Annotated in this window: 14 protein-coding genes; all 14 read left to right on the top strand. The window is 41.0% G+C overall.

Going from position 1 to position 17,560, the window contains the following annotated elements; genetic code table 11:
* Window positions 1–5: 5 nt before the first annotated feature.
* The 14 genes from HCJ54_RS15360 (at window position 6) to HCJ54_RS01755 (ending at window position 17,514) form a co-directional block, all read left to right on the top strand.
* Window positions 6–2,153 carry a glycosyltransferase gene (locus tag HCJ54_RS15360; protein WP_222712939.1) on the top strand — a complete coding sequence of 716 codons (2,148 nt, stop codon included), beginning with the start codon at window positions 6–8 and terminating at the stop codon, window positions 2,151–2,153.
* Window positions 2,131–3,096: a hypothetical protein gene (locus HCJ54_RS01815; protein ID WP_187136410.1), complete on the top strand. Its 966-nt coding sequence runs from the start codon at window positions 2,131–2,133 to the stop codon at window positions 3,094–3,096. The genes HCJ54_RS15360 and HCJ54_RS01815 overlap by 23 nt, the downstream gene beginning before the upstream one ends.
* A 24-nt stretch (window positions 3,097–3,120) precedes the next feature.
* Window positions 3,121–3,912, top strand: coding sequence for a hypothetical protein (locus tag HCJ54_RS01810; protein WP_187136409.1), 792 nt, complete (start codon window positions 3,121–3,123; stop codon window positions 3,910–3,912).
* 514 nt (window positions 3,913–4,426) lie between these two features.
* On the top strand, window positions 4,427–4,591 hold the full coding sequence (locus tag HCJ54_RS01805) for a hypothetical protein (protein WP_187136408.1): 165 nt from the start codon (window positions 4,427–4,429) through the stop codon (window positions 4,589–4,591).
* 170 nt (window positions 4,592–4,761) lie between these two features.
* The gene (locus HCJ54_RS01800) at window positions 4,762–5,454 is read left to right on the top strand and encodes a Crp/Fnr family transcriptional regulator (protein ID WP_187136407.1); all 693 of its coding nucleotides are present in this window, start codon (window positions 4,762–4,764) and stop codon (window positions 5,452–5,454) included.
* 101 nt (window positions 5,455–5,555) lie between these two features.
* Window positions 5,556–6,266 carry a polyphosphate polymerase domain-containing protein gene (locus HCJ54_RS01795; protein ID WP_187136406.1) on the top strand — a complete coding sequence of 237 codons (711 nt, stop codon included), beginning with the start codon at window positions 5,556–5,558 and terminating at the stop codon, window positions 6,264–6,266.
* Window positions 6,266–6,943, top strand: a complete 678-nt coding sequence (locus tag HCJ54_RS01790; RefSeq protein ID WP_036066208.1) for a DUF4956 domain-containing protein — start codon at window positions 6,266–6,268, stop codon at window positions 6,941–6,943. Before HCJ54_RS01795 ends, HCJ54_RS01790 begins: the two co-directional genes overlap by 1 nt.
* 180 nt (window positions 6,944–7,123) lie before the next feature.
* Complete coding sequence (gene bla, locus HCJ54_RS01785; protein WP_187136405.1) at window positions 7,124–8,047, top strand: class A beta-lactamase; 924 nt, start codon at window positions 7,124–7,126, stop codon at window positions 8,045–8,047.
* A gap of 511 nt (window positions 8,048–8,558) precedes the next feature.
* Window positions 8,559–11,201 carry a cation-translocating P-type ATPase gene (locus tag HCJ54_RS01780; protein WP_187136404.1) on the top strand — a complete coding sequence of 881 codons (2,643 nt, stop codon included), beginning with the start codon at window positions 8,559–8,561 and terminating at the stop codon, window positions 11,199–11,201.
* Window positions 11,194–12,135, top strand: a complete 942-nt coding sequence (locus HCJ54_RS01775) for an L-lactate dehydrogenase (RefSeq protein ID WP_185410744.1) — start codon at window positions 11,194–11,196, stop codon at window positions 12,133–12,135. Before HCJ54_RS01780 ends, HCJ54_RS01775 begins: the two co-directional genes overlap by 8 nt.
* A gap of 181 nt (window positions 12,136–12,316) precedes the next feature.
* On the top strand, window positions 12,317–13,426 hold the full coding sequence (ytvI, locus tag HCJ54_RS01770) for a sporulation integral membrane protein YtvI (protein ID WP_187136403.1): 1,110 nt from the start codon (window positions 12,317–12,319) through the stop codon (window positions 13,424–13,426).
* A gap of 379 nt (window positions 13,427–13,805) precedes the next feature.
* Entirely contained in the window at window positions 13,806–15,329 is a 1,524-nt protein-coding gene (gene cls / locus HCJ54_RS01765) for a cardiolipin synthase (RefSeq protein WP_187136402.1), read from the top strand.
* A 347-nt stretch (window positions 15,330–15,676) separates the two neighbouring features.
* A complete protein-coding gene (gene yjeM, locus HCJ54_RS01760) occupies window positions 15,677–17,173 on the top strand; it encodes a glutamate/gamma-aminobutyrate family transporter YjeM (protein ID WP_187136401.1) in 1,497 nt (498 codons plus the stop codon).
* A gap of 158 nt (window positions 17,174–17,331) precedes the next feature.
* Window positions 17,332–17,514, top strand: a complete 183-nt coding sequence (locus HCJ54_RS01755) for a hypothetical protein (protein WP_036066202.1) — start codon at window positions 17,332–17,334, stop codon at window positions 17,512–17,514.
* Window positions 17,515–17,560 lie beyond the last annotated feature (46 nt).

The following is a 17,560-nucleotide window of genomic DNA, read 5'->3' as shown; positions in this document are numbered from 1 at the left end:
TAGTGTTGAGAACTTTAAAAGTGTTAGTGTATGGGGATGTGGATTTGAATATTATGGATGGCTCGGCGGTATGGCTTACTTCCATGGCGGGAATGCTCGCTACGAGTCCTGATATTCAAACCGATATTCTGCTAAAAGCACGTATCAAAAACACTCGATTAACCGAAGAAATGGCGGAATACTCTAATGTGAAGATGATTCAGCCTTATGAAGACTTGGAGAAGCGAACATTTGCGAATGGAAACCGGATGAATGTGGCAGAAGCAGTGCGCGTGATGAAGGAACTGGATGCCAAAAATAAATACAACCTTATTATTGTTCGCGGGTTCGATTTAGTACGCCAGCTATTGCAAGAATCTAAATTAGCGGGAAAAACGGTACCTTATATTACTGATTTTCATCATACACTCACCGAGTCATCACGAAAAGAACGGTCGGAGTTGAGCGAAGTATATCGACGTTTTCCAAACCTTTTTATGCAAACTGAGCCAATGAAGCAAGCCTTTATGCGACTCATGAATGTGGATGGGGCAAAAATTCAGATTTTATTCCCGATGGTACCGAATATGACGGCAGAACCAAGCTTCCGAAATCAAAATGATCGTTTAATTTATACAGGAAAGTTTGCCGCAGATTGGTATACAGAAGAACTATTAGAACTAGCACCGAAACTAGATAAGAATATGATGATCGGCATTGCTGGAGATAAATTTCAAGGAGAACTAGCAGCGAAAAAAGAGCAGATTATGCAACAATTTACGGAAGAACCGATGATTGATTGGCAGGGAGCCATGTCACGTTCGGCCAGCCAACAATTTATTGAAGACGGAGACGTTGGTATTAGCTGGCGCAGTGAAGCAATCGATAACGATGAATCAGTGGAGCTATCGACGAAGTTATTGGAATATGGGCGTAACGGGAAACCAGTCTTATTGCGTCGTACAAAGATGCATGAAGATTTACTAGGCAAAGATTATCCACTATTCGTGATGACAAAAGAGGAATTTATCGAAAAAGCAACACAGAGTTTGACAGATAGTAAATTATACGAGCGAGCAGCACGCATGACATATGAAGCCAGCAAATATTTCACGATGGAAGCAGCTTATAAGCGTTTAAGTTCTTTTTTATGGAGCTACCAAAAGGATAAGATTCGAGTTGTTTTTGCAGGTCATGATTTGAAATTCTTGACGATGGCTATTGCTGCATCTGAAGCTGACCCTCAGTTAGAAGTGAAGATTGATACGTGGCAAGGACATGCGACCCACGACGAAAAAACGAGTCAAAAACTACTAGAATGGGCGGATGTTATTTTTTGCGAATGGGGTCTAGGCAACGCGGTTTGGTATTCGAAGCATAAAAAACCGCATCAAAAACTTATTGTCCGGATGCACTTGCAAGAACGCGAAACGCCACACCCAGCCAACTACACGATTGAAAATATCGACCAATTTATCGCCATTTCACCGTATATATTTGAAGAATTTCACCGGGTTTGCGGAATTCCACGGGAAAAGATGACAATGATTTACAATATGATTGATACCGCGCAATATCGCCGTAAGAAAACAATCGATAGCCGTTATAACATCGGTGTTTGTGGTATTTTACCAAGTCGAAAGCGTCTGGATTTAACACTAGACATTTTAGAAAAGCTATGGCAAAAAGATAATCGTTACCGTCTTTATGTGAAAAGCAGGATGCCACAAGATTTGCCGTGGCTCATGCAGCGCGAAGACGAAAAAGCATATTACGATGCTGTTTTCAAACGTATAGAAGATGCACCGTGGAAAGATGCCGTCATTTTTGACGAACATGGGGATGATGTTCCCGAGTGGATGCGCAAGATTGGTTTCATGTTATCAACGAGTGATTTTGAAAGTTTTCATTTAGCACCGATGGAGGGAATGGCGTCAGGAAGCGTGCCGTGTGTTTTACACTGGTCAGGAGCCGAAACGATTTATCCAGAGGAAAATATTTTTGAGACGACAACAGAGATCGCGGACTACATTCGAGCGTATAAGCGAACACCTGAAAAACAAGCAGAACTACGCCTGTATCCACAAGCCAATTTTGATAAACTAATCATCTGCAAAAAAATAGAAAAAACGATAAAGGAGGCTTTCTTATATGGAGCGAGCAACAAGCTTTGAGATGGAAGTAGTGACGGGAAAAACACCAGTACAATATCATATTGCTAAATCGAGCCCGGCTAGTGAGTACCTTCTTGTTTGTTTTGCGGAGCTTGACAATGCAGACAAACCGTTTGACTATTTAGGCGAAGCGAGTAATACGGATATCCATCACCGACTGTTTCTAATGCCGCCTGCCAAAGAGAATAACAAAATCACGCTGGCACAATATGAAAAAGTGACGAATGAACTTGTGGAATCTGTCGCTAAAAAACTGAAAGTGAATCGCAAAAATATCATTATTACTGGATATGGCGAAAGTGGAACGGTAGCGATTTATTTTGCTATGCGATTCCATTACAACCACACGATTGCGGGCGACCCAAAAAGTTTGAAAAACCACTATGTTTTTCATCAGAATGTGGTCAAAGCATCTCTGAAAGGAAATCAACGTGTCGATCATCAATTCGCACAACTGCACATCGAGGACTTCAATCGTCCCCAGATCTACTTCTACAGCGGATCTAGCTCAAAGAATTATGAAGATGAGACGAAATATCTATTAGATGTCTTGAAGGATAAACAAGTGTTGAGCACGGTTTGTCGCCGCCGTAATCTAGGCGTAGCAGGTTTCCCAGACTTCTTGAAAAGCGAATTGTGTGAGCGCACGAATCAATTGACTTGCGAGGAAATCATCGCTTGGCAAAATGACAACAAAATACTCGCGGAATGTGTGTTACCCGATTATTTAATGAAAGACCCGAGCATTGAATTTGCTTATTACTTCTATAAAATTGGAGAACAAGAAGCATTGCATAAAACAAAATACCAAAAAAGTCCTCAATATCGCTACACAGCTGAGGATGGTGGCAGTTATTTTGTTAAAGTATTCATCAAGCGAAACAAAGAAACAATCACAAAAAACTCAGGAAAAATCCGCATTACCGTCGCGGTGGATTTCTAAAATGATAATGGAAAAGGTGAAATTATGTTACATGGTAGACATTTGAAGAATGGGAGTAAACATCTGATCCTTGTTTTCCAATCAGTCAGTAAGAAAGTTTTAGACGAGGTACCAAGCGTCTTAAATGGTACTGCAAATCATGCGAAAATCAAAAAGCTGCATGAACGATACAACTGGATGAATTTTTGTATGGACTATAAAGAGAGCGATTATCTATTCGTTCAAGATTGCTTTTCAGATAGTTATGGGTGGTATTTGTTCGACGGTGGCAAGGCGATTTACAATGAGTTAAATGAGGAGTTAGAGCAATTCATTACTAAGCACGGGTATGAAAAAGTGATTGCGTTTGGGAGTAGTAAAGGCGGAACAGGAGCCTTGGTATATGGTGTTTTGAATCGTTACATTACCGATGTTTTTGCACTTGTTCCGCAAGTGAAAGTAAGTAGTTTTATTGACCGATATCATCCGACAGAAAAAGAGGCATTTTATCGGGGCAATACCGCACTGGAAGGTGAAATAGACACATTTTTCTTTAACTCAAAAAATTACCAATCCGATGCGATAAAAAATACAACATTCCATTTATATACAGGGAAAAACGATATGCAATTTGCGGAGTTAATGGCATTAAAAGACTATTTACAAGAACAAGATGTCCGCGTAAAAGTGATTATCAATTCGTACCGGAAAAGCCATAGTCCACTCGTTACGGAGCATACCAACTTGATTTATCGAACGATTCGAGACATCAACGAATCACGCCCCTTTGGATTTCCAGAGTTGATTCGATTAAATGATGACGCGTATATGCTTTAATTTTGCAATAGGGCTATAAAAAAGGGATAACATTAAAAAACGCCAAGCCAATATATTGTTATAGCAGGGTTGTTGGCTTGCGAATCTGAAGTAGAGTTGATCAGCTTTTGGAAAAAAGGGGAGTACGCATTGTAGCATCACATATGTTGCTTTTAACGAGCGATATCGTAAATGCTGTGTTCGCAAGAGATCTGTGATTCGTAGTGCATCATTTTTAGCCACTTTATCTTCATCAAACAGACGATACAAGTTTCATTTGCTCCAATCAAAAATTTATCCACACCCCCCTCTGACTTGCGCCTAAGTAAAATCATTGAAGGCACTGAAAAGTCAAAGAAAGCGACACCCCTCAACTGATTTCCCCTTATGCCATCACAAAATACTTGAATTTTTACGCGAGCACGCACGGTTTTGAATATAGAGTACTATGTTACGCCAAATCCCTAATGGAGAATGCGGTGTTGTTCTAATTTTTATAAATAATATTTTAGTGGATAAACCGTCTGTGTAAACGATGTATGCAGATATGCCAAATGGCTATACGCGGGATTATGTTTATGTTGAGGATGTGGTAGAGACCAATCGGCTAGTATCTGAAAAAGCAGTAAATACCGTTATTCGTATCAGTTCTGAAGAGGAAATCGCGATTTTAGAAATGCTCAAAAAAATGTTACGATGACTATTAAAGGCCAGGCCTAGGGTGGCATAAGATATGCTGTTGTTGCTGGCGACCGCGCCAAAGAAGGACCGATCAAGTAAGTTTGAAAGAAGATTTAATGGTTTTAAGAGATACTATTGCTACAGCAACAAGCTCAAAAAGTTATGTGAAAATTAAAGGAGGCATTCATTATGCTACAAACATTTGGTGTTGAAATCGACGAGAACTTTCTGGAAATACTGCTGTTTTCCAATAAATCATTTGATAAATATTCCAAGAAAAAAGTATTACCAGCTAAAACAGTTATCGATGCCACGGTGACAGATAATCGTTCTTTCATCTATATAGAAAAAGGTCTGACCAAAGTTGTGGCAAGCCATAACACGAAGGAGACAACAATCTCATTCTCTGGAGATGGCGAATTTATCGGTTTTGCATCATTATTATCAAGGGGAAGCAATCAGTTTGAATTAGAAACGATTTCTGAAACGACGGCATATTTCATTGATCCGTACTTCGTTTTAAATGTAATCGATGAATCAGGTTGGGGGACCTCGATTCTACTAAAAATCATTGAAAATCTAACACAATCCGTGAACTATTATGGCAAGTTCAATCTTTTACCAGCGAAAGCAAAAGTAGCAGCGTCCTTGTTGCACTTAGAATCTAAAAAGCTAGGCAAATCGGAAGGACATTTACCAAAAGAAATCTGTCAACACCATTTAGCTAGCTATTGCCAAATCACGCGCGAGTATGCAACGACGATACTGTCCAAGTTTGAAGAAGAAGGGCTCGTTAAATTAACGCCGAAACCAATTACAATCTTGGATATACAGGTCTTAAAAGAAATGGTCGGTTTTGAAGTATCAGGATCTTTGCATTAATTGATAAAGAAATAGAGTTTAGAATACCAGCCGGGAAGCGTAGCCTATTTTCGCGTTACGCTTCTGGTTTATATAAACATATTTTAGAAAGGTGAGTAGTAATGCAGATTTTTGAACGGAAAGAAAAGAAGTATATCTTGAGTGAGGAGAAATACACTTTGCTGTTAGACAGAATTTCTGAGCATATGAAAGAAGATAAGTACGGCTTACACACGATTTGCTCGCTTTATTATGACACAAACAACTATGATTTAATTAAGCGATCTAGTGAAAAACCTACATTCAAGGAGAAGTTCCGAGTTCGAACTTACGGGGTTCCGAGTAATGATCAGATGGTTTATTTAGAAATTAAGAAAAAATTAAAAGGGATTGTCTATAAACGGCGAATTTCGATGCGTTTGAGTCAAGTAGACGCGTATATGAGAAGCGATGAAGCACAGCAATTTGATGACAGATTAAATCAACAAATCAGTAACGAAATTTTTTGGCTAAAGAAGAAAGACATAATCGCGCCTAAAGTTATCATTTCGTATGATAGAAGAGCCTTTAGTGCGTATAAAGAGGACGAGTTTAGAGTAACATTCGATGCGAAAATAAGGTGGCGCAACGACGATCTCCAGTTGGCAAATGGTCACGATGGGGAACTTGTGGCACCAGAAATAGATGTATTAATGGAAGTGAAATCATTGCATGCCTATCCTTTATGGTTTGTGAAAATACTTTCCGATTTAGACCTCTATCCTTCCAAATTTTCCAAATATGAACAAGTATATAGACGCTATTTAACGAATCAGAAAGTAGGAGTTTTATAATGTTAGAAAATGTAGTGAAAAGTTCAATGGTGAACTTAGATGTATGGGAAATAATAATGTACAGTGGGGCTTCGGTTCTTTTAGGGATATTAGTTGCTTGCGTCCATATGTACCGCAACACCTATTCACAAAGTTTTATCGTGACGTTAACGATTTTGCCAATCTTGGTGCAATCGGTTATTATGCTCGTTAATGGAAATGTTGGTACAGGTATCGCTGTCCTGGGAGCATTCAGCTTGATTCGTTTCCGCTCTGTAGCAGGTGGTGCGCGCGAAATCAGCAGTATTTTTTGGTCGATGGGGATTGGCCTAGCAACAGGAATGGGGTATCTTATGTATGCGCTCATCTTCTCTGCCTTTGTTGCGGTTGTTTTGATTGTCTTAACGCGCACTAGGTTTGGCTCGAAAAGTAAAGTGGCTGAGCGAAGTCTCCGTATTTCGATTCCTGAGGACATTGATTATGCGAACCTTTTCGATGATTTATTGCAACGTTATGGATATGAAATCTCACTGGAGCAAGTGCGGACGACGAATATGGGGAGTTTGATGGAGTTACGATATTATATTAAATTGAAAAATATCGAGCAGGAAAAAGAGCTGATCGATGCAATCCGTACTAAAAATGGGAATTTACCTGTTATCTCGGGTCGTGTTTCGAGTATTAAGGCAGAGTTATAACCATTAGGTATAGCAAGGAGGATAACCACTGAAAATCAGATGATCTATTTCGGTGGTTATTTTGTATGATTGTTAACATTGACGGAAAACTTAATATTTTCTTTCTGTTTTCTATACTTTTCTTTAAATATTGTACGGTAGAGTAGTATTTGTACAACATAATTAGGAGGGGTTGAAAGAATGTTTTTTAAAAAATGTTTATTAGGATTGATGTTTCTTTTTGCAGTAACGGCTTTGGCGGCATGCGGCATGGCAGATGAGGATGCGGCAGCTACTAAAACTAAAAAGGAAACAAAGCAGGAAAAAGCGTTGGCAGAGGCCAATGCCGAGTTGGAAAAACTAGAAAAGAAATATGATGCAACGCTAGGTGTTTATGGTGTTAATTTAGAGGATAATCAGAAAATCAGTTATAATGAACAAGAACGATTTGCGTATGTGTCTACATACAAAGCGATTGCTGGAGGATTACTACTTAAAAATTTGACAGCAGAACAGCTAAATAAGCGTGTCTATTTCTCAAAAGAGGATCTAGTTGATTACTCACCAGTTACAGAAAAACACGTGGAAAGTGGCATGACGGTTAAGGAAATTATTAACGCGGCCATGACGTATAGTGATAATACAGCAGGAAATATCTTATTTCATCAATTGAATGGACCTAAAGGCTATCAAAAAGAGCTCGCGAAAATTGGTGATAAAACAACACAGGCAGATCGATTTGAACCAGAATTAAATGAAGCTGTGCCTGGAGATAAGCGTGATACAACCACGCCAGAAGCGATGGCGAAAGTCCTATCATTCCTTGTAACAAAAGGAAATATGGCTTCTGATCGATTGGATTATTTCAAGCAAACGTTGATTGATAATACGACTGGAGATAAATTAATCCGAGCTGGCGTTCCAGAAGGTTACGCTGTTGGAGATAAAACTGGTGCTGGATCATATGGTACTAGGAATGATATTGCGGTCATCTATCCTAAGGAAAAGGATACGAGACCATTAGTATGGATTATCTATTCCAAAAAAGCGGGCAAAGACGATGAATACAACGATCAATTGATCGCAGACGCTGCAAAAGTGCTTAGTAATTATTTTTCTTTATAATACATTTCTCAGGTTGAGAGAAAAGGAACTCGTTTCATAGGGGTTCCTTTTTTTGTTATCACGAAATAAAATTGTCATGAATGAATCTATGCGGCGCACAACTTTGGGCTGAAAAAGGAAATCAATGTGGTACGGTTGGAGGCCTTTTTATGGTATTATTAGAAATGGAAGTAATAGAGAGAGAAGCTAGCGAAGGGAATTGTAAAGTGTCATATACAGTCGCACTTTTCTCACTATTTGCAATTAGTCGTTGATCACACATTGACATTCTAAAAACAACATCGTAAATAACATAATAAAGACTAGAACCACTCGTAAATTTTGAAATGATGCTACTTTTGATCAGAAATAGTTATTGGAGGGGTTGTAGTTTTTTTTTTCGGGAATAGTATAGAATAGCTGTATGATTGTTACATAAACCATCAAGACACGAATTGTAAGATTACTTTAATAGCGCAATTATTTTGGTAGGGAATCACGTATGGAGAAACATAGTGTGGAGGTAATCAGGATGAAATGGATGGAAAAAGCAATACAGGATATTTTTACGGCGCTTAATTCGAATGAGAGCAAAGGGTTAACGACAGGTGCTGCAACGAGGAAAAAAATTGAACAGGGAGCAAATAAGTTCGAGGAAGGCCAAAAGGAAACATTACTTGCTAAAATTGGGCATCATTTACTAGAGATCACGACGATTATTTTACTTGTAGCAGCGGCAATTTCTCTGTATCTGGCAGTAACGACAGGATACGGATATCCGAAAGTAATTGTGATTTTGGCGATTGTTGTGCTGAACATGGTGTTAGGGATTTATCAGGAGAATAACGCAGAACGGGCGCTTGAGGCTTTGCAGAACATGAATGCGCACATGACGCTGGTGATTCGTGATGGTGTGAAGCAGGAGATTGACGCGACGCAACTTGTACCGGGAGATCTGATTGAGCTTGGTGCGGGGGACATGATTCCGGCGGATGCGCGAATCATTGATAGCAGTAGTTTGCAAGTCGAGGAGTCAGCGCTTACGGGTGAGAGCTTACCGGTGGAAAAGGATGCAAACGCGATTGTGACGGAGGCATCACCGCTTGGAGATCGCTTTAATATGCTGTTTTCGGGATGCTTAGTCACGGGAGGACGCGCGCGTGCGATTGTTGTGGAAACCGGGATGCAGACCGAGATGGGGAAAATTGCGAGCCTGATTAATGCGACGAAGAAAACGGAAACACCGCTGCAAAAACGCTTGAAGGAGCTTGCGAAGCGTCTGAGTATTGTTGCGCTCGTTGCTGGTGTTCTTGTTTTTGGAATCGGCTTATGGCACGGTGAAACGATGATTGAGATGTTGATGATCGCGGTATCGCTTGCGGTTGCTGCGGTTCCGGAGACATTGCCGGTGATCGTGACGATTACACTGGCTTACGGCGTGCAGAATATGGTGAAGAAAAATACGATTATTAGACGGATTCCAGCTGTGGAAACGATTGGAAACACGTCGGTTATCTGTTCGGATAAGACGGGGACGTTGACGCAGAACAAGATGCGCATTCAGCAAATCTGGTCGGTCGGTGTGACGCCGAAAAAAGTGGAGGAAACATTTAGCGCGCAAGAAGATACGCTGTTGGAAATGCTGAGCTTATCAAATAATGCAACGATTGAAGTGACGGAGGGCGTCGAGAATATCATTGGTGACCCGACGGAATCTTCTATTATCAGGTTGCTAGGTGAGAAAGGCTTGACGAAAAAGGAATTGGAACAGAAATCGCCTCGTGTATTTGAATTACCATTTGATTCGGAGCGCAAGTTGATGACGACTATTCATGAAGTGGAGGACGGTTTCTTAGCGATTACAAAAGGCGCTTTTGATAGGATTCCGGTTTCTTTTTCGGAGGAGTTGTTAGAGCAAGCGCGTGAAATCCATGATCAATTTGCGGAAAAAGCGTTGCGGGTCATTGCGGTGGCTTATAAACGTTATACGGAGATGCCGGTAGATTTAACTGCAGAGGCGCTGGAACATGATCTGACGTTTGCAGGGATGGTAGGCATGATCGATCCGCCAAGACCTGAGAGTAAGCGTGCGGTTTTGGAGGCGAAGAAGGCGGGAATAAAAACAGTCATGATTACGGGAGACCATATTGTGACCGCTTCTGCAATTGCTCGTGAGATTGGCATTTTGGAAGAAGGAGATAAATCGATTACTGGCGTGGAGCTTGCGGAGATGTCACAGGAAGAATTGGAACGCACAGTTCGCGACTACGCGGTTTATGCCCGAGTGAGCCCTGAGGATAAAATTCGGATCGTCCAAGCTTGGCAAAAAAATGGCGAAGTAGTAACGATGACCGGAGATGGCGTCAATGATGCACCTGCTTTGAAAGCGGCGGATGTTGGAGCTGCGATGGGAATTACCGGAACAGACGTATCAAAAAATGCAGCAGATATGGTGATCACGGATGATAATTTCGCGACCATTGTAGATGCGGTGTCAGAAGGTCGGACGGCGTACGAAAACATTCGCAAAACGATTTATTTCTTGCTCAGCACAAACTTCTCGCAGATTTTTATCATGTTTATCGCGATTACGCTTGGCTGGGGAGCACCAGTTGTGGCAGTACAGTTACTGCTCATTAACGTTGTTGCAGATGGGATTCCTGGTTTTTGTTTGAGTCGTGAAAAAGCAGACGCGAATGTGATGGATCGTCCGCCGATGAAGAAAAATAGTGGCATTTTTGCGAATGGTTTAGGTGCAAAAGTAGCGACGCAAGCCGTTGTGTTTACCGTGGTGACCTTGGTCGGATTTTATGTCGGTAGATTTGTTGATATCAATGCTACCATTGGCGCAAGTGCAGACGTTGGGATGACAATGGCGTTCGTTATTTTAGCCTGGTCGTCCGTGTCGCATATTTTTAATGTTCGTAGCGATGAGTCCATTTTCAAAATCGGCTTTTTATCGAACAAACCGCTATTCTTTAGCGCGATGCTATCGATGGTCATTATTTTACTGATGGTGCTGATTCCACCAGTTGCAAACATGTTTTACCTGGTACCGCTTAGCTTGACACATTGGTTGTTAGCATTTGGTTTATCAGTTTTTCCATTAATTTTTGTAGAAATTCAAAAAGCGGTTAAAAATCGCAAACAAAAAGGAGACGAGAAATATGCGTAAAGACAAACAAAAAGTGATTTTAGTAGGAGCGGGAGATGTTGGAGCAAGCTATGCCTTCGCACTGACTTCGCAAAATATCGCACGTGAAATCGGTATTATCGACTTAAATGTAGGTAAAAAAACAGGTGACGCGTTGGATTTGTCGCACGGCCTAGCTTACACTTCGCCAAAACGGATCTATGTGGCGAGTTATGACGATTGTACCGATGCAGATCTCGTTGTTATCACAGCAGGCGCAGCGCAAGCACCTGGTGAAACTAGGCTCGATTTGATCAGCAAAAATTTGAAAATCACAAAAGCCATTGTGGATAGCGTGATGGCCAGCGGTTTTGATGGTATTTTCCTCGTAGCAAGCAATCCGGTAGATGTTTTGACGTATGCCGTTTGGAAATACTCAGGATTGCCAAAGAACCGTGTCGTTGGTTCTGGAACATCGCTTGATAGCGCGAGATTCCAACAAGCACTGGCAGAACTCGTTGGCGTTGACGCCCGTGACGTACAGGCTTACACGCTAGGCGAGCATGGCGACAGTCAGTTTCCGGTCTGGTCACACGCGAATATTGGTGGCTTACAGATCAAAGAATGGATGCGAGATCATCCCGAAATCACGGATACAGTGCTTGATGAGCTATTCCATCGCGTTCGTGACGCAGCTTATGAAATCATCGAGTACAAAGGTTCTACCTACTACGGTATTGCGATTTCGCTTGCTCGGATCACAAAAGCGATTTTTAATGATGAAAATGCGATTTTGCCACTTTCGGTTTATTTAGAAGGTGAGTACGGTCATCGCGATATTTATATTGGTTCAACGGCCGTTATAAATCGTGAAGGAATCAAGTTTATTATTGAAATGCCGCTAAATGACAAGGAACAACAAGACATGGACAAATCGGTGGGAGAAATTAAAGCGATGATGCACGACTTCTTCTAATCTTTCACCGGGGCGAGAAGGCCTCATTTCTGTCGTGAAAAGCTGTGCTCCGATGCTCATGTACAACCCGTACGTGCCGCTTCGGTGCTCGCTTTTGCCCAGGAACTGATGCTTTCTCGCTTCCGATGAAGTTTGGAGTACATATTGGCTCATAGTATTGGAATAGAACGGAGGGGTGCTTTTGGATGAGGAACGGGAGAGCGCTCAGAAACCGGATTTAGAGAAGCAGAAACGGTTTTTGATTCGCTTTTTGTATATTGCTAGTATTGTTGTTATTATTTTTCTGTTTATAAAGTATGTTTTGCCGCTTACTTATCCGTTTTTGATCGGGTTTGGGCTGGCTTGGATGTGTATGCCGCTGACAAGGTTACTCGCCCGGAAAACAAAATGGCGGAATCGCAAGGCTTGGGGACTTATCGTGATGTTACTTTTCTACACGATCCTCAGTGGACTGCTTTTTCTTGGATTGCTCGAGTTGTTCAAGTTACTCGGTAGCTCGATTAGCAGTATTCCAGGTCATTATCAAAATGATGTTTTACCGGCATTGCAAAAAATTGAAGATTGGGGTGCCGACTGGATTGAGAATATTGCGCCTGATCTTTTGAAACAGTATACGGATGTGTTCCATGCTGTCATCGCCAAAATTGGGCGATTTGCGCTTTCGCTTTCGGGAAGTATCGCGAGCTGGGTCGGTTCTGTAACGCTTTCTTTGCCAAGTATTTTTATCTTCTTTTCCTTCAGCATGTTATTTTCCTTTTTCATTGTGTGGGATTTTGATAAGGTTGGGGAGTTTATGCGTAAGCAGTTGCCAGATCGCGTGAATGAAACGGTGCAAAATGTGCATAAGCATTTCAAAACTACGACGGTCGAGTACGTAAAAGCTTATCTTATTATCGCGGGAATTACTTGTGTGGAGCTGTTTATCGGACTTACCATTCTCGGTGTGCCAAATGCGATTTGGATTGCGCTTGGGATTTCTGTTTTTGATATGATCCCGGTATTTGGTACTGGCGGCATCATGATTCCGTGGGTCCTGATCACCATGATCAACGGCAATTTTGCTTTTGGGATTGAACTACTTATCCTGTACGGCGTGATTACTGTCATTCGAAATATTATCGAGCCAAAAATCCTCGGTACAAAACTAGGCTTAAATCCAGTTGTGGCTCTATTTACACTTTACATCGGGCTCCAACTGTTCGGCATTATCGGGCTCATCATGGCACCAATTGTGACGGTTATTATCAAAGACTTGCACGATGCTGGGAAATTCAAGCTTTGGAAATATTAATAAAATGTGTCGCGCTCGGTAGAACTAGGCGCGGCCGTTTTTGATAGAAGAGGACAAACGCAGACATTCGATGTATAATGAAAGCAGAAATATTAAAAGTCTAGTGGTATAAAATCTAGTGGTAGTAAGTCTAGTGTGAAGAAAGAGTAGATCTAATAAAAGAGGCCACACGAAACGAAGCCCGCGGCGTAGATTTTACCGATACCTGGAATGCTCGTGTCAAGTACTGCAGCGCTGTATACTTTTCCTTTTTAACAGGGGATGTTGTAAAGCGCGTGGTGATTCATTTTCATTCACTATTCTTTAAACAACGTTTGTTTTTTTCGTTTTCAAAGAACAAATAGTTGACTATAAATATACTATACAAGGGAGCCATGATATGCCAAAATTAATTCAGTTTATCGTTATTTTAGTTTTATTTGCGTTTGTAGGTTGGTTTTTATATACTTGGTCGGGGTTTATTCTAACCATTCTAACTATTATCGGAGAAATCACGGCTGTTTGCATCGCTTTGCGCCTACTTCTTTTGGATCAGCGCAATACTACATCCAAAATTGCTTGGTTGGCTGCTGTGTTCGTGTTACCAATATTAGGTGTTGTACTCTATTTATTCTTCGGTAGAAACCCACAAAATCGTATCTTTTCGGCAAATCAAATCAAAGAAAGAGAGAAACTTATTGAGACGATACATAATTTGCCCATCCACCAATCGGAAAAAGAGTTGCCGGAGCTTTCAAAAAGCCTCTATGCATTAACCGATATTCGGCCGATGAATGGGAATAAAGTCAAGATTTTAACGAATGGTTCGAAAACATTTCCAGCTATTTTAGCGGCCTTGCGCGAAGCAGAGGATCATATCCACATGCAATATTATATTTATCGGCAAGATAAAATTTCAACAGAAATACGAGATATCTTGATTGAGAAAGCGAAGGCCGGTGTGACGGTTCGTTTTATGTTTGATGGCATGGGATCGGCACACTTAAAAGACGAATTTTTGGAACCGCTAAGAGAAGCGGGGGCATCGATTTATGCATATGATCCCGTGCGTTCAATTTGGATTGCGCGTACAGCGAACCTGCGGAACCATCGTAAAATGATTGTTATTGACGGGAAAATTGGCTTTACAGGTGGGCTTAATGTTGGCGAGGAATATCGTAGCAACACATCTGACTTTGAAATTTGGCGGGATACTCATATGCAAATTGAAGGTACCGGTGTCATCGAGTTGCAAGAATCTTTTCTATGTGACTGGGTCTACATGGAGAACTATGCTGGTAGTGCGGATGAGTTTATTAGTGAAGCTGGAATTGCGCGCTATCTTAATGCACAGCCAGCCACAGGTGCAGATGATTGGATTCAGGTCGTTTATGGCGGACCGTATGACAAAGAGAAGTGGGTGCGTGACGCCATGCTTGATTTAATGAGTTCTGCCAAGAAGTCTGTCTGGATTGCCAGCCCCTATTTTGTACCAGATGAAGAATCACTTGCTGTTATTCGGCGTATTTCCATGAGCGGAATTGACGTTCGCGTTGTCGTCCCAGGTAAGGGTGACCGAGGCGTGTCTTTCAATGGAAGTAATGCCTACATCCAGACCATGATTGATGCAGGAGCAAAAATGTATTCGTATCGTGACGATTCCTTTATCCATGCGAAGGTAATGCTTGTTGACGGTGAACGTGCAGCAGTAGGGACAGCTAATTTTGATATTCGTAGCTTCCGTTTAAATCATGAATTAATGGTATTTTTATATGATCGCAGTGAAGCTATTGTACAGATAGAACGAGATTTCAACGCAGATTTTCTTGAGAGTTATTTATTCACTGACGCTGATATGAAAGCCAAATCAAGAACACAACGGATGAAGGAGACATTGGCGAGTCTACTGTCCCCAATCTTATAAAATTAAAATCGGTCGATCGCCAGTAGAATGAAATGATGGTGATCGACCGATTTGTTGTAGGAGATGCATCACTTGTCATGTGAAGTTAGTTATGGGCACGAAATTATGCAACGTATCATCGGGCATGTAAAAATAACAACAAAATAGGCATATAAATGGATGACCCGATAAACGAATGTATGGTATAATCCTTTTGCTATACAAGTTTTACTTTCTTTTGTAGATTGGTCGGAGGTTAAAGAGTCGATCTATTTTAATTTAATTATCAGATAAAAGTAGACTTAATTACGTTTTTAATAATATTTTATCACGATAGCAGTTTCAAAATAAAAAATTGGGGGATATATATGACAACACAAGTGAAAAAATTAACATTGATTGGGCTTATACTGATGATTTTTACTTCGGTATTTGGATTTGCAAACAGTCCATCCGCGTTCTATCTGATGGGCTATGGCGCGATTCCATGGTATATTTTATCCGCGATTTGTTTTTTTATTCCGTACGCTTTGATGATGGCGGAATTTGGCTCGACATACAAAAAAGAACAAGGCGGTATTTTCTCATGGATGAATGATAGTGTGGGGCCACGGTTTGCTTTTATTGGGACTTTTATGTGGTTTGCTTCCTATGTAATCTGGATGGTGAGTACATCTTCCAAAGTGTGGATTCCGCTCTCAACATTCATTTTTGGTGGGGATAAGACGCAAGAATGGCGCCTATTTTCATTAACATCAACTCAGACAGTCGGTATTCTGGCAATTATTTGGATGCTTGCTATCACATTCTTTGCGTCGCGTGGTTTGAAACAGATTTCGAAGGTAACGGCGGTTGGAGGGATTGCGGTTACCGGCTTGAATGTTGTGCTTCTACTCGTAAGTTTGCTGATTATTTTCCTGAACGGTGGGGAATTTGCACAGCCGATTACTGGCTGGAGCTCTTTTGTTGAATCACCTAATCCGTCTTATGTGACGCCACTTGCAACGCTTTCGTTTGTCGTTTTTGCGATTTTTGCATATGGTGGAATTGAGGCGGTTGGAGGACTTGTGGATCAGACGAAAAATCCAGAGAAAAATTTCCCAAAAGGAGTTATTATTTCGGCGATTATTATCTCCGTTGGTTACGCGCTTGGGATTTTCCTTTGGGGCGTGAGTGCGAATTGGTTACAAGTACTTAGTGGTAAAACAACGAACCTTGGAAATATCACATACGTATTGATGTATAACCTTGGTTTTGAGCTCGGGAATGCGCTTCAAGTGAGTACAACTGCCGCTGCTTCTATTGGCACCTGGTTTGCTAGAATCACTGGGCTATCGATGTTCCTAGCCTATACGGGCGCATTTTTCACCTTGATCTACTCACCTCTGAAAACGTTGATTCAAGGGACACCTGCTAAAGTTTGGCCGAAAAAAATGACAGAGATGAATAAGGCGAATATGCCGGAATTCGCAATGTGGATGCAGGCCTTAGCCGTAACTATCATCATTCTTTTAGCCTCATTTGGTGGCGATAATGCTTCTGCTTTTTATAATAAATTAACACTGATGGCAAATGTTTCGATGACATTGCCTTACTTATTCTTAGCGTTTGCCTTCCCATTCTTTAAGGCGAAGCAAGGCCTAACAAGAGAATTTGTGATTTATAAAAAGAAATGGCAGACATATTTGGGAACTGCTGTTGTATTGATTGTTGTTGGGTTTGCAAATATCTTTACGATTATCAACCCATCTCTTCAAGGTGACTATAGTAGCACGATTTGGATGATTGCGGGTCCTGTTGTTTTTGCTCTTGTTGCCTACCTTTTATATGAATCTTACCTACACAGAACAAAAAATAACCGATAAATCGAAAAAACGCTACGCTTCAAAATGAGGGAGTAGCGTCTTTTTGTGTTTATTTTGCTAAAATTGATTATTTTCCTTGGCTAATTCATACATATTTTGTTATAATTATAGGGTAGTATAGATATAATAAAAATGAAATAAAGAAAGGTGCTGTTAATATGCAACGGGATGCATTAGAGAATGGCAATAAAGATACAACGTGGAGCGAATGCGCGGAGGCTTTCCAAGTGGTTATCGATCAGATGCGTGCGCAAACGGAAGAGCAACAGCAACGATTGCAAAAAACGATCGATATGTTTAAGGAGAGACAAAGAGAATTGCAGGAGCTCATGGATAAGTAACTGCTGGCGAATATGTATAAGTAAAGACTGGGAGAATAACTCCCAG

This window comes from Listeria grandensis, assembly GCF_014322885.1.
GTDB lineage: Bacteria > Bacillota > Bacilli > Lactobacillales > Listeriaceae > Listeria_A > Listeria_A grandensis.
The sequence above is the reverse complement of the archived record's forward strand: the minus strand, read 5'-3'. Positions and strand labels throughout refer to the sequence as shown.